Origin of the sequence: Streptomyces sp. NPDC006208, from assembly GCF_040613775.1 — a bacterium.
Classification (GTDB): domain Bacteria; phylum Actinomycetota; class Actinomycetes; order Streptomycetales; family Streptomycetaceae; genus Streptomyces.
Map to the genome: position 1 here is coordinate 73,184 of NZ_JBEXSW010000024.1, position 13,327 is coordinate 86,510.

Genomic DNA, 13,327 nt, shown 5'->3' on the forward strand with positions numbered 1-13,327 from the left:
TGGTCTGTGGTCACACGGCCCGGAAACGAATAGGTCCCGGTCTCGGCGTCCCGTCCCCCGCAGTGGGGACGGCGGACGTCACTTGCCGAGAAGCTTCTTGATCTTCTTGGCGTCGCCCGGAGCCATCTCAGCGTTGCCGCTGAGGCGACGCGTCAGCGTGGACGGCTTGTGCTCGAGCAGGTGGCGCTTGCCGGCGCGCTCACGGAGCACCTTGCCGGAGCCGGTGATCTTGAAGCGCTTCTTGGCACCGCTGTGCGTCTTGTTCTTCGGCATCGCGCCGTTATCTCCTCATCAGTGGCGCTCCCCCGGTGGGTACACCGGACAGCGGGAGCGTCAGATCTTGGTTTGTGGATTCCGGGCAGGACCCGGGGCCGCCTGGATGGCAGCCCCAGTGGTCAGGCCTCGGAAGGTGTGTCGGAAGGTGCCTCGGCCGGAGCTTCGGCGCTCTGGTCCGCCGACTCTCCCGGCTGGCGTCCGGCCTTGCGGGCGGCCTGGGCCTCCCGGGCTTCGGCCATGGCCTCGGTCTTCTTCTTGTGCGGGCCAAGAACCATGATCATGTTCCGGCCGTCCTGCTTCGGGTTCGACTCGATGAAGCCGAGGTCCTCGACATCCGAGGCGAGACGCTGCAGCAGGCGGAAGCCGAGCTCGGGGCGGGACTGCTCACGACCACGGAACATGATCGTGATCTTGACCTTGTCGCCCTGCTTGAGGAACCGAACGACGTGACCCTTCTTGGTGTCATAGTCGTGCGGGTCGATCTTCGGCCGGAGCTTCATCTCCTTGATGACCGTGTGCGCCTGGTTCTTGCGCGCCTCACGGGCCTTCATGGCCGACTCGTACTTGAACTTCCCGTAGTCCATGAGCTTGCACACGGGCGGACGGGCGTTCGCCGCGACCTCGACCAGATCGAGGTCGTACTCCTGCGCAAGCTCCAGGGCCTTGGCAAGCGGAACAATCCCGACCTGCTCGCCGCTGGGACCGACAAGTCGCACCTCGGGAACGCGAATTCGGTCGTTGATGCGGGGCTCGGCGCTGATGGATCCTCCTAAGTAGCACCACACGACCGCCTGGCAGACAGCCGCGTAACGTCTGTTTCAACGGACCAACCGCACCGGAACACGAAAAATGCCCCGGACGGGACACAGGCGGATGCTCCTTGGAATACCGGAACACCGCCGCGGTCAACCGCGGGGCGCACATCGGGCGACTCCATCGTCCGTACGGAACGATGGGCGCCGCCTGACCGGTGACCCGCCGCCCTGAGAGCGGCCAGGTGGGAGATCGGAGCCTCCACTTGTGGGCTGGGCACGCAGGTGTCCAGCCGGTCGTCACACAAGGTTAGCAGCTCCCGGCGGAAGGGGCTAACCGGTGGCCGCGGCGGTGGCCCGGGCGGCGGGGCATATCGTGTGCGTCATGAGTGACGCGACCTCCCCCCAAGAGTCCTCCCCCGACGAGGCCCCCGATTTCGACGCCATGACCCGCGACATCGCCGAGGTCCCCGCCGTCGAGGTGATCGTCACGGTCGCGGTCAATCTGATGAGCGCCGCCGCCGTGAAGCTCGGTCTGACCGAGGACGCCGAGGACCACAAGGACCTGGACGAGGCCCGCAAGCTGGTCCATGCGCTGGCCGGTCTGCTGGACGCCGGCGCCACCGAGATCAGCTCCTTCCACGCGGCGCCGCTGCGTGACGGACTGAAGTCGCTGCAGCTGGCGTTCCGCGAGGCGTCGCTCGTGCCGGACGAGCCGGGCCAGGGCCCCGGCGAGAAGTACACAGGCCCGGTCTACGGCTGACCCGCCCGGCCAGGCCCTGTCCGGGCGATCTTCGAGGATCAGCCTGCGGCGTGGTCGGCTGCGTGGGGTCCCCCAGGTCCGACAGGGCCGAGGCATGGGGTCTCCCCAGGTCCGACAGGGCAACACAGCGAGGTGCCGCAGCTGTCGCCGCGGGCCCGACAGGATCGCCCGGACAGGGCCTAGACGCGGACGAACAGGGGCTCGCCCGGAGGGGTGGCCTCGGCAGGCAGCAGTGCCAGGTCGAGGCCCCGCACCAGGCGGGCCCTCAGTACGTCGTCGGCCGCCAGCGCCGCGGCGATGCGCCGGCCGGCCTCGGCCGGGACCGCGTCCGCGGCGAGCACCAGCGCGAGCGTGCCGTCCGTGTCCCGGCCACGGACGAGATGGGCCCGCAGCACCGTCGGCTCGGCGGCGACCGCGTTCCGTACGGCGCCGGTGACGGCCGGATCGGCCAGCGGGTCGGTGCTGGTGCGGCCTTCGGCGAGCGCGAGCAGCGCCCGGCCGGCCAGCTGGTACGGAACGGGCCCGGCCAGGTCGATGACGAGGGTGTCCGCCTTCTCGTGCGCGGCGGCCTGGAGCGCCTGGTGCAGCGGCACGGCCACCGGGCGGGCCTCGGGGTTCCAGCGGGCGAGCGAGGCGATCGACGTGAAAGCGGGCAGGGCCCGGCGGTCGCCGGCGGTCAGCGTGGGAACGGCCATGTCACTGGTCTTCTCGCGGCGCAGGCCGTTCTCGTCCTCCTCCACCTCACCGAGTACGGCGACGACGGGGACGAGCAGCCGCGCGCCCTTGAGCGCTTCGAGCACCGGTTCTTCGGCCGAGCTGTCCTCGGCCCAGGCGGCGAGTGCCGCCTCGAGGGCCGGGTCGGCCGTGCCGTCGTCGTCGGAGAAACCGGGGTCGGGAATGTTCTTGAGCGCCACGCGTCGAGCCTAACCTCCTGTCCATGAGTGCCAGCGTCTCGGTCGCCGTCCTGCGCGCGGGGAGCGGCGAGCCCTTGGTGTACGGCGACGAGCGGACGTATCCGTGCGCCAGCATCGTCAAGATCGCGATCCTCGCGGCGCTGGAGGAACCGCTGCCCGAGCAGGAGCGGGAATGGGCCCGGGCCATGATCGTGAGCAGCGACAACGACGCCGCGACAGCCTTGTGGGAGCGGATCGGCGGGGCGGCCGGGCTCGATGCGGCCCTTGCGCGCCTGGGGCTGGGCGAGACCGTGGCGGACCGGGCATGGGGCCTGACCCGGACGACGGCACGCGATCAGCTCACCCTGCTGCGGGCGGTGTTCGAGGGGCACCACGCGTATCTCCGGTCCCTGATGGGGCAGGTGGTCCCAGGGCAGGACTGGGGCGTGTCGGCGGCGGGCGCTCCGTGGGCGCTGAAGAACGGCTGGATGCCGATGCGTGCGACCGGTCTGTGGGTCGTCCACTCGGTGGGACAGGCGGGCGGCAGCCTGATCGCGGTTCTCTCGGACGGTCATCCGACGAAGGAGTCGGGTGTCGCGTGCGTCGAGGCGGCGGCGCGGGAGGCGGTGATGCGCGCCGAACGGTGAGAACGCCGCGGGCCCCTACCGCGTACGGCTGCTGCGTCCGCCGCGCCAGAGCGCGACGGCGGCGGCGAGCATCAGGACGCCGAGGCCGCCCGCGACCGGGGCGAGTACGCCGGTCGGTGAGTCGTCCTCGTCCGCGGGGGTGGGTCCGGGGCCGAAGTACTGCTTCGCGTAGCCCGCGGTCGCCGTCCCAGGCTGCGCGGGGCGCAGCTCGGCGCCCGCCGCGAGGGCCGCGGTGGGGTCGACCAGGCCGTGTCCCCGGGAGTCGTCACGGCCGCCCGTGGGTGAGTTGCGGGCGGTGTCGCTGAGGAGCTTCTTGATCTGGGCCGGGCTCAGGTCCGGGTGGGCGGACCTGACCAGGGCGACCGCTCCCGACACGAAGGCGGCGGCCGCGCTGGTGCCCCAGCCCTGGTAGTAGCGGCGGTCCGGGTGGGCGATCACGATGTCGACGCCGGGTGCGCTGACGGTGGCGTACCAGCGACGGGTGGAGAAGGCGGCGTGGGTGCCGAAGCGGTCGACGGCCGTCACCGCGATCACCCCGGGGTAGGCGGCGGGGTACGAGACGTGGTCGCCCTTCTCGCCGCCGTTGCCGGCCGAGGCGACCACGACGGCGCCCTTGGAGAGTGCGTACTGCACGGCGGCGTCCTCGCCCGCATCGGGGTGCGCGGACTTGCTGTCGTCGCCGAGGGAGAGGTTGATGACGTCGGCACCGTGGTCGGCTGCCCAGCGGATGCCCTGGGCGAGAGCGGTGCCACGGGTCTTGCGGGCGCGGTCGCGGCTCTTGTCGCCGCCTTCGAGGATGACCCGGACGGGGAGGATCTTGGCCTCGGGGGCGATGCCCATGACCCCGGACTCATTGCCGAAGCCATGACCGTGGGCGGCGATGATCCCGGCCATGGCCGTGCCGTGGTGGGCCCAGGCGCGGTCGCCGCGCTCGGCCCCGAAGCCGATGAGGTCCTTGCCGGGCAGGACCGATCCGGCCAGGTCCGGATGCTGGTCGTCGACGCCCGTGTCCAGGACCGCGACGGTGATGCCCTTTCCCTTGGTGGTCTGCCAGGCCTCCTCGGTGTGCAGGGCCTCGAGGCCCCACTGCTGGGCCCGGATCGCATCCGCGTGGGCCGGTGTCGCGGGCAGCAGCGCGAAGGAGACGGCGGCGAGGAGGGCGGCGACGCGGTGGCGGCGGCGGGTCATTCGGGCTTCTCCGTCGCGGCTGCGGTGAAGGCGGTGCGCAGCCGGGTCTTTACGGCGGTGGCGATTCCGTCGGCATCGTGGCCGAGGCCGGCCTGCGCGGGCGCGGAGGTCGCGCCGGCGGCCTTGGCCTCGTCGGCGGGCTGGGGGTCGGTGACGGTACGGCCGTCGACGAAGCCGGACACGGCGTAGACCACGACGGGCGCCTCGGTCATCACGTCGACGGTCCAGCTCGCACGCTGCTTCTTGCCGAACTTCGCGGCGACGGTCTTCTCGGCTCCCAGCGCCCGGGGCATCAGGTCGGTGCGCTCCCCGAGCGACTGCGCGGTGAACCGGTCGTCCAGAGCCCGCATGCCCTGCTTGTCGGCCTTGGTGAAGACCATGCCGACCGTGGTGACGCTGGTGGCGGTGGCGTCGGTGTACGTGGCGCGCAGCACGCGGGAGCAGCCGACCGGCTCCAGCGTCTTGACCAGCAAGGGGTCCAGGGCGGTGGCGCAGCCGCCGGCGGGTGCGACGGCGACCCGCGTCCAGACCCGGTCGGCGCCGCCGGGGCCCGCGTCGGTGCCCTTGAGCGTGCGGGGGAACAGAGCTTCCACGGGGACGCTGTGCCAGAGCGAGCCGGCCTCGGCGTACGGGTCGCCGGTGGCGGAGTCCGCGCTCGAACTGCCGGTCAGCCAGCTGCCGGTGACCGCGCCGCCGATCAGCCCCAGCCCGAGCACGACGCAGGCGACGGCGCTGACGGTGCGTGCGGGGTGCCGGGTGCGTACGGGCCGCAGCCGGGTGGTCATCTCGGCGGGCGTCTCCGGCGGAGCCCAGGCATGGACGGGTGGCCGGGGCGCGCCCGGCCGCGGCGTCATGTCGACGGTGCCGACGGGCCTGCGGCGGGCTTGCGGCGGGAGCGGTGGCCGGGGCGGCGGGGTGCCGGCCCCGCCGATCGGCCGCAGGCGCGTGGTGGTCTCGGCGTCAGGGATGTCGGAGCCGGATCCCGTCGGCGTGCTCGGCGGGGCCCACGGCGCGGTGGCCTCTGCCCTGGCGGCCGGGTCCGCGGTGGGCCGGGCAGGCGGGACCTGAGGGACGCGGGTGGGCGGTGCGGTGGGGGCGGGCGGCACCGACCGTGCCGCCTGCCCGGGCGCGCGAGCGACGGAGGCGCGAGGCGCGGTCGAGGGGCCCGGCTCGGCACGGGACACGGGCGGGGCCGCGGGCGGCGCCGGGGGTCCGCCGGGGTGCGGAGCGTACGGCGCGGGCCGCGGGGGTGCGGCGGGCGCTTGAGCGTCCTGTGCGGCGGCCTGTCCCGCCGCCGGGGCGGACCTCGCCGGGCGGGCCTCAGGGGCCCGCGGCGCTGACGGCTCAGGGGTGGTGGCGGACGGTCTCGGCGACGGCGCGCGATCGGGGGCCGCAGGCGCGGCAGACCGGTGCGGAGGCGCAGGCGTACGCCCGTCGAACCCACCCTCACGCGTCACGGACGCGGACCGGGGCGACGTATCCGAAGCGGACACGCGCCCGGGCGCCGCAGGCGCGGGTGCGCCAGGGGTGGACCGATCCCGAGCGGACGCCGCAGGCGCGGGTGCGGAACTGTCCGGAGCGGACGCCACGGGTGCGGAGCGGTCCGGAGCGGACGCGGCAGGCAGCGTCGGACCGTGCGGGGCAGATGAGGCGGGCGGGCGCGGCGTCGCCGGGCCGGGCGTCGGGCCGGGCTCCCGGGGCGTGACACGCGCCTGCGGCTGGGGCGGCACCGTCTGCGTGGCCCGGTCCGGGGCCGGGTCCGTGTGCCGGTCCGGGTGTACAGCCTGGTTCGACGAGGCGGGTGGCGTGTCCCCGTCCGCGGCCGGCGGCTCCATGGGCTGGAAGGCGTCCGAGATACGCGACGGCGACGGGCGCTGTGCCTCCGTGCTCATTCCGCCCCCGTTCCGGTTCACGTTCGCCGACGGATCACCCTTCGGGGCAGGCCCGTTCGCCACTGCGTGCCCGTCACTCTAACGGGCTCGGCCGAGGTCGTCGGCCACGCGCCCGCAGGTCCGGTGGATCTGCCCAGAACATCCCCTACCCCGGGGTATTCCGGTCTGGCAAGCTCAGGCCATGACCCGCTTCGACAGGGCCACCGCCCATCTCGACGCCCCGCTCGCCCTCGTCGATCTCGACGCATTCGATGCCAACGCCGCGGATCTGGTGCGCAGAGCGGGCGGCAAGCCCATCCGGGTGGCCAGCAAGTCGGTGCGCTGCCGCGCACTGCTGGAGCGGGTGCTGGCGATGGACGGGTTCGCCGGGATCATGTCGTTCACGCTCGACGAGTCGCTGTGGCTCGCGCGCGCGGGTTTCGACGACGTACTGCTGGCGTATCCGTCGGCGGACCGTTCGGGCTTCGCCGAGCTCGCGGGCGATGCCAAGCTCGCCGCGGCCGTGACCGTGATGATCGACGACCACGCGCAGCTCGAACTCATCGACGGTGCGCGGGCGGGCGGCACGGAGGAGATCCGGGTGTGTCTGGAGCTGGACACCGCGCTCCAGCTCCTGGGCGGCCGGGTACGGATCGGTGCGCGGCGCTCTCCGCTGCGCGAGCCCGCCCAACTGACCGAGCTGGCCAGATCCGTCGTCCGCCGGCCCGGTTTCCGGCTGGTGGGGCTGATGGCTTACGAGGGGCACATAGCCGGGGTCGGCGACTCGGTCGACGGATCTCCGCTGCGCTCACGGGCCGTACGGCTGATGCAGAGTGCGGCCCGCAAGGAGCTCGCCGCGCGGCGGGCCGCTGTGGTGCGGGCTGTACGCGCGGTCGCGCCCGGCCTGGAGTTCGTGAACGGGGGCGGCACGGGCAGTGTCCAGCACACCGCCGCGGAGGACGCGGTGACCGAGATCGCCGCGGGCTCGGGTCTTTACCTCCCGCGGCTCTTCGACAACTACACCTCGTTCAGCGGTCGTCCTGCCGCTCTGTTCGCCCAGCCCGTGGTGCGGCGCCCCGGTGTGGGCGTGGTGACCGTGCTCGGCGGCGGCTACCCCGCGTCGGGCGCGGCCGGCAAGGACAGGCTGCCGGTCCCGTATCTCCCCGAGGGTCTGCGCTACGACCCGCAGGAGGGCCCGGGCGAGGTGCAGACCCCGCTGCTCGGTTCCGCCGCCGACGACCTGCTGATCGGTGACAAGGTGTGGTTCCGGCATGCCAAGGCCGGGGAGATGTGCGAGCGGTTCGACACGCTGCATCTGATCGAGGGTGACCGGGTCACGGGCACCGCCCCCACCTACCGCGGTGAGGGCCTCACCTTCCTCTAGCGCGTTCCGCCGGCGCGCTACCTGCCGGAACGCGCTCGGTCGCGTACGGCGGCCGTGGTCTCATGCCCGCGGGACAGCGCCTCCCCGACCGCTCGGCGACCTGTGTTCCCCGCTGCTCCGAACACCGTGAGCCACGTGAAGGGGTCCTTCTTCCCTGTCCCGTGTCTGCTCGGCCTGTGTCTGCTGGGCCGGTATTCGCCGGCGCTGCCGGCGGCCCTGGGCCGCGACGAGCGCGGCGAGGACGACGAGGCCGCCGACCACCTGAAGGGGGGTCAGTCGCTGGCCGAGTACGAGCAGGCCCAGCGCGGTGGCGACGAGGGGGCTGAGCAGCCCCAGGAAGGACACGCCCGTCGGGGACAGCGCGCGGATCCCGCGGAACCACAGGGCGTACGCGAGGGCGGCGCCGATGAGCGAGAGATACGCGTACCCGGCCAGATTCGCCGCCGTGAGCGTCGTGGGCGGCGGTCCTTCGACGGCCAGGGCGACCGGGAGCATCAGCAGTCCCCCGGCGACGAGTTGCCAGCCGGTGGTGGCGAGCAGCGGCGCGGGCGAGGGCCACCGCTTCGCCAGAACGATGCCCGCGGCCATCACGAGTGCCCCGCCGAGTGCCGCAGCGACCCCGAGGCCGTCCAGCCGGGCGTCCGCCCGCAGCACGAGCAGGCTCACTCCGCCCACCCCCGCGACTCCCGCGAGCGCCGTGCGCAGCGACAGCCGCTCACCGAGGAGCGCCGCGGACAGTCCTGCCGCACACAGGGGTTGCACGGCTCCGACGGTGGCCGCCACCCCGCCCGGCAGGCGGTAGGCGGCGACGAACAGAAGCGCGTTGAAGACACCGATGTTGAGCGCGCCGAGCACGAGGGCCCGGGACCACCACACGCCGTGCGGCAGTCGCCGGGTGATGGCCATGAGCAGCAGTCCCGCGGGCAGTGCCCGGACGACCGCGGCGAGCAGGGGGCGGCCGGGCGGCAGCAGTTCCGTGGTGACGAGGTAGGTGGTGCCCCAGATCGCGGGCGCCAGCGCGGTCGCCGAGGTGATTCTCAACTGGTTACTTAACACTAAGCGAATGTATCTCATCACTAAGGAAGTGGCTAGGCTGGAGCCATGGCAGACCATGTCGATCTCGTTCTGAGGCAGTGGGGAGCACAGCGCCCCGATCTGGACGTGTCACCGATGGCGGTGATCGGCCGGCTCTCGCGGAGCTCACGGCTGATCGGTGGGGAACTGGCCCGCACGTTCGCGGCGCACGGGCTGGACGCGGCATCGTTCGACGTGCTCGCCACGCTGCGGCGCAGCGGACCCGCGCACCGGATGACACCCGCCGCACTGACGCGGTCCGCGATGGTCACATCGGGCGCCATCACCCAGCGCCTGGACCGCCTGCAGGCCCGCGGCCTGGTGACCCGCACGCCGAGCGAGTCGGACGGCCGGGTCGTGCACGTGGCACTCACCGACGAGGGCCGCGAACTCATCGACCGGGCCCTGCCGGACCACATCGCGACGGAGAACAGGCTGCTCGCCGGGGTCAGCGGCTCCGGGCGCGCCGCACTCGCCGCGGCACTCCGCTCGCTGCTCGAGTCGCTCGGGGACACCGTTCCCGAGGAGCGGCATGGTTATGAGAATGAGTTTTGCGAAATTCCCGTGGAGTCTGTCGCGGCGGGGACACAGCCCGTGCGTGTCGAGTACGACGGTGAGCGTGGCTCGGGTGCCCGGCCCGAACTGGAGAAGGCTCTCGCGCTTCTGCGCGGGATCAGGCGGACCGCACCCGACCAGCAGGTGGTTCTCGCCGTGCCGGACCTGCGGGCCCTCGCGCGCGGCACCGGCGAGCTGGCCGCGATCGCCGACCGGCTGCGCGAGTACGGTGTGCGGCTGGAGATCCAGGCCGGGCCGCTGAGCGGCGTCCATGACCCGGCCGAGCCGGGGACCACATTCTTCGCGGTGCTGGCGGCGGCCGCCCAGCTGGAGCAGCACCGGCCCGCTGATCACGAACAGGGAAAGCCGACGGGCGGGGCGGAACCGCAGCCGGAAGGGGACGCCGGGGAAGGCCCGCGGCCGGAAGCGGCGGCCGGGCCGGGCCGGGCCGCCCGCGGCGGGCGGCCGAAGGTGATCGACGACGCCATGCTCGCGCGCGCCCGCGCGCTGCGCGAACAGGGCGTGCCGGTGGCCGAGATCGCCGGACAGCTGACCGTCACCACGGGCCGGAACGCGGGCCGCAACCCCTCGGTCGCGTCGCTGTACCGGGCGCTGGCGCAGTCGGACACGCGCCCCGACCAGACGCCGTGACCTCCGGGCCCGTAGGCCCGTGATGCCCGGAGCGGGTCGCCCGGTCCGGCATCCGCCTGCTGCGCTACCGCGGGCCGATGCTGCTGCCGACGCCGCCACTCGTCGCGTCCCCGACCGGGCGGATGCTCGCGACGATCTTGTCCATCTCGTCGAGTTCCGGCGCGTCGGGCCCCGCGTCGAAGGCGAGGCGGACCATGACCAGCGCCTCTGTACCCACGGTCGAGGGGAAGACCACCGACTGGACATAGCCCCCGGGGCCCTTGCCGGTGATCACACGCCAGCGCACCAGATGACCCGCCCTCCCCCCGACCGCGATGGTGCGCTGGTCGAGCACGGTGTGGGAAGTGATGCCGCCGTGGACGCTGTTGCCGATGGCGTCCTCGCCGTACACCTCGTCGGCCGCCCGTTCGATGTCCTTCTCCGCCACCGCCTTGGCCGAGGTGCCGTCCGCCTGGGGCGCCGTCAGGGACGAGACCCGGCCATGACGGCAGAGCGGCGAGCCTCCGCCGGGACATTCGTACGTCTCGGCGGTGTGCATCGTCGTGCCCTGGTCGAGGGAGCTGTTGGACTTCTCCCAGCCCTCGGGGACGGGCATGGTGATGCCGTTGAACTGGTCGACGAGTTCGGCCGCGTCCCCGCCGTCCGAGGGGGACTCGGAGGCGCCGTCCTCGGGGTCGTCCGTCGCCGTGACCGTCGGCGTGACGGAGCCCGTCGCCTCGGGCGTGGATCCGTTGCCCTTGCCGAGGAGCACGGCACCGGCGGCGACCGCCGCCACGAGCACCACCCCCGCCGTCGCCAGCGCGAGCGTGTGCGTGCTGCGGGACCTGGCGCCGGTGCCCGGCGTCGCCGCAGGCCGGTGCAGGGGCACGGCCGGTGCCCCGAAGCCGACGCCGTGCGGCCGGCCCTGCGGCGACCCCGCCTGCGGTACCGGCCCCGGTGCCTGGGCCGCACGGGAGTGCGCGGTCCAGGCGGTCCCGTCCCACCAGCGTTCGGTGGCCGGCGCGTTCGGGTCCGGGTACCAGCCTGGGGGTCCCCCCACGCCACCAGGCGTAGGGGGAGGGGTCGTCATGCTCATCCGGCCACCCTAGAGGCGGCGGCGGTACGGCCTACAGCGGGGTGACGTACGCGCCCGAAATACCACCGTCGACCAGGAAGTCCGTGGCGTTGACGAACGACGAGTCGTCGCTGGCCAGGAACGCGACCGCCGCCGCGATCTCCTCCGCGTCCGCGAACCGGCCGACCGGAATGTGCACCAAGCGCCGGGCGGCGCGCTCCGGGTCCTTCGCGAACAGCTCCTGGAGCAGCGGGGTGTTGACCGGCCCCGGGCACAGCGCGTTGACGCGGATGCCCTCGCGGGCGAACTGGACGCCCAGCTCACGCGACATGGCCAGCACACCGCCCTTCGAGGCCGTGTACGAGATCTGGGAGGTGGCCGCGCCCATCCGCGCCACGAAGGACGCGGTGTTGATGATGGAGCCCTTGCCCTGCCGCCGCATGTAGGGGATGGCTGCCTTGCAGCACAGGTACACCGACGTCAGGTTGACCTCCTGGACGCGCCTCCAGGCCTCCAGCCCGGTCTCGAGGATCGAGTCGTCGTCCGGCGGCGAGATGCCGGCGTTGTTGAAGGCGATGTCGACGGAGCCGTATGTGTCGAACGCGGTCTTGAACAGAGCCTCCACCTGCTCGGCGTCGGTGACATCGACGCGTACGAAGATGCCCCCCACCTCGTCGGCCGCGGCCTTGCCCGCGCTCTCGTCGATGTCGCCGCAGACGACATGGGCACCCTCGGCGGCAAGGCGGCGCGCCGTGGCCAGGCCGATGCCGCTGCCGGCACCGGTGATGACGGCGGTGCGGCCCACCAGGCGGCGGCAGATGTTCTCGGTCTCGGTCATGGTGGTTCAGGCCTCCGTGCTGATGAAGACGTTCTTGGTCTCGGTGAAAGCGGTGAGGGCGTCGGGGCCCAGCTCGCGGCCGAGGCCGGAGCTCTTGTAGCCGCCGAACGGCGTCCAGTAGCGGACGCTGGAATGGGAGTTGACGGAGAGATTTCCGGCGGACACAGCCCCGGACACGCGCAGCGCACGTCCCACGTCACGGGTCCAGATGGAGCCCGAGAGGCCGTAGTCGGTGGCGTTGGCGAGCCGGATCGCGTCCGCCTCGTCGTCGAAGGGCAGGACGGCGGCGACCGGCCCGAAGATCTCCTCGGTGGCGGCCGGACAGGCGGGGTCGACGCCGGTGAGGACGGTCGGCGGGAACCAGAAGCCGGGCCCGGCGGGTGCCGAGCCGCGGATCGCCTGCGCGCCGTCGGGGACGTAGGAACGCACCTTTTCCAGCTGGGACTTGGAGATCAGCGGGCCCATCTGGGTCCGCTCGTCGGCCGGGTCGCCGACGACGACCGACTCGATCGCGGGCGCGAGGAGTTCGAGGAAGCGGTCGTGGACGGAGCGCTGGACCAGGATGCGGGTGCGGGCGCAGCAGTCCTGGCCGCTGTTGTCCAGGAAGGACATCGGGGCGGCCGCGACGGCCTTCTCCAGGTCCGCGTCGGCGAAGACGATGTTGGGGCTCTTGCCGCCGAGTTCGAGTGTCACCCGCTTCACCTGGTCTGCGCAGAGCGACATGATCTGCTTGCCGGTCCGGGTGGAGCCGGTGAACACGATCTTCGCCACGCCCGGGTGGCGCACGAGCGCGTCGCCGGCGATGTCGCCGCGCCCCGGCAGCACCTGGAACAGATGCTCCGGAAGTCCTGCCTCCAGGGCGAGTTCGGCAAGGCGCAGCGCCGTGAGCGGGGTGGTCTCGGCGGGCTTGAGGATCACCGCGTTGCCGGCGGCGAGTGCAGGGGCGGTGGCCCAGGCGGCGATCGGCATGGGGAAGTTCCAGGGCGCGATCACACCGATGACGCCGAGGGGTTCGAGGATCGTGATGTCGAGGCCGCCGGGTACCGGGATCTGCCGGCCGTTCAGCCGCTCCACTCCCCCGGCGGCGTAGTCGAGCAGATCGCGGACATTGCCCGCTTCCCAGCGGGCGTTGCCGATGGTGTGGCCCGCTTCGCGGACCTCGAGCGCGGCGAGTTCACCGATGTGGCCGTCGACGACGACGGCGAAGCGGCGCAGCACTCTGGCGCGGTCGGCGGGCGCTGCGGCGGACCAGACGCGCTGGGCAGCGGCGGCCCGGGCGACGGCGGCGTCCACGTCCGCGGGGGTGGCGCCGGGGACGGTCGCCACGACCTCCTCGGTCGCGGGGTTCAGCACATCGAGTTCGTACGGCTCTGACACGTGG

The 13,327-nt window shown here is 72.9% G+C and carries 13 protein-coding genes; 4 read left to right on the plus strand and 9 right to left on the minus strand.

Annotated features, from left to right (window positions below):
- Positions 1–78: 78 nt before the first annotated feature.
- Both rpmI and infC read right to left on the minus strand, forming a co-directional pair.
- Positions 79–273, minus strand: a complete 195-nt coding sequence (gene rpmI / locus ABZ208_RS20880) for a 50S ribosomal protein L35 (RefSeq protein WP_328402625.1) — start codon at positions 271–273, stop codon at positions 79–81.
- A 122-nt stretch (positions 274–395) separates the two neighbouring features.
- Positions 396–1,061 (minus strand): translation initiation factor IF-3, encoded by a 666-nt coding sequence (infC, locus tag ABZ208_RS20885; RefSeq protein WP_356910953.1) that lies wholly within the window; start codon positions 1,059–1,061, stop codon positions 396–398.
- 352 nt (positions 1,062–1,413) lie between these two features.
- On the opposite strand from infC, the gene ABZ208_RS20890 reads away from it, so the two are divergent.
- Positions 1,414–1,791, plus strand: a complete 378-nt coding sequence (locus ABZ208_RS20890) for a DUF1844 domain-containing protein (RefSeq protein WP_356910954.1) — start codon at positions 1,414–1,416, stop codon at positions 1,789–1,791.
- A 179-nt stretch (positions 1,792–1,970) separates the two neighbouring features.
- On the opposite strand, the gene ABZ208_RS20895 is transcribed toward ABZ208_RS20890, so the two are convergent.
- The gene (locus tag ABZ208_RS20895) at positions 1,971–2,705 is read right to left on the minus strand and encodes an SseB family protein (protein WP_356910955.1); all 735 of its coding nucleotides are present in this window, start codon (positions 2,703–2,705) and stop codon (positions 1,971–1,973) included.
- Between the two features lie 23 nt (positions 2,706–2,728).
- Here ABZ208_RS20895 and ABZ208_RS20900 point away from each other — a divergent pair, with 23 nt between their 5' ends.
- A complete protein-coding gene (locus tag ABZ208_RS20900) occupies positions 2,729–3,331 on the plus strand; it encodes a serine hydrolase (protein ID WP_356910956.1) in 603 nt (200 codons plus the stop codon).
- Between the two features lie 15 nt (positions 3,332–3,346).
- Here the strand turns inward: ABZ208_RS20900 and mycP are convergent, their stop codons facing one another.
- On the minus strand, positions 3,347–4,519 hold the full coding sequence (mycP, locus tag ABZ208_RS20905) for a type VII secretion-associated serine protease mycosin (RefSeq protein ID WP_356910957.1): 1,173 nt from the start codon (positions 4,517–4,519) through the stop codon (positions 3,347–3,349).
- Positions 4,516–5,625, minus strand: coding sequence for a hypothetical protein (locus ABZ208_RS20910; RefSeq protein WP_356910958.1), 1,110 nt, complete (start codon positions 5,623–5,625; stop codon positions 4,516–4,518). Before ABZ208_RS20910 ends, mycP begins: the two co-directional genes overlap by 4 nt.
- A 967-nt stretch (positions 5,626–6,592) precedes the next feature.
- Between ABZ208_RS20910 and ABZ208_RS20915 the strand changes: the two genes are divergently transcribed.
- Positions 6,593–7,774 carry an amino acid deaminase/aldolase gene (locus tag ABZ208_RS20915; RefSeq protein WP_356910959.1) on the plus strand — a complete coding sequence of 394 codons (1,182 nt, stop codon included), beginning with the start codon at positions 6,593–6,595 and terminating at the stop codon, positions 7,772–7,774.
- 60 nt (positions 7,775–7,834) lie between these two features.
- On the opposite strand, the gene ABZ208_RS20920 is transcribed toward ABZ208_RS20915, so the two are convergent.
- Positions 7,835–8,830, minus strand: a complete 996-nt coding sequence (locus tag ABZ208_RS20920) for an EamA family transporter (RefSeq protein WP_356910960.1) — start codon at positions 8,828–8,830, stop codon at positions 7,835–7,837.
- Between the two features lie 45 nt (positions 8,831–8,875).
- Between ABZ208_RS20920 and ABZ208_RS20925 the strand changes: the two genes are divergently transcribed.
- On the plus strand, positions 8,876–10,054 hold the full coding sequence (locus ABZ208_RS20925) for a MarR family transcriptional regulator (RefSeq protein ID WP_356910961.1): 1,179 nt from the start codon (positions 8,876–8,878) through the stop codon (positions 10,052–10,054).
- A gap of 64 nt (positions 10,055–10,118) precedes the next feature.
- Here the strand turns inward: ABZ208_RS20925 and ABZ208_RS20930 are convergent, their stop codons facing one another.
- From ABZ208_RS20930 to ABZ208_RS20940, 3 genes are all read right to left on the minus strand, one after another.
- Positions 10,119–11,093 (minus strand): DUF2510 domain-containing protein, encoded by a 975-nt coding sequence (locus ABZ208_RS20930; RefSeq protein ID WP_356910962.1) that lies wholly within the window; start codon positions 11,091–11,093, stop codon positions 10,119–10,121.
- A 67-nt stretch (positions 11,094–11,160) separates the two neighbouring features.
- Positions 11,161–11,946, minus strand: a complete 786-nt coding sequence (locus tag ABZ208_RS20935) for a 3-oxoacyl-ACP reductase (protein WP_356910963.1) — start codon at positions 11,944–11,946, stop codon at positions 11,161–11,163.
- Between the two features lie 6 nt (positions 11,947–11,952).
- Positions 11,953–13,323, minus strand: a complete 1,371-nt coding sequence (locus tag ABZ208_RS20940; RefSeq protein ID WP_356910964.1) for an aldehyde dehydrogenase family protein — start codon at positions 13,321–13,323, stop codon at positions 11,953–11,955.
- Positions 13,324–13,327: the final 4 nt, after the last annotated feature.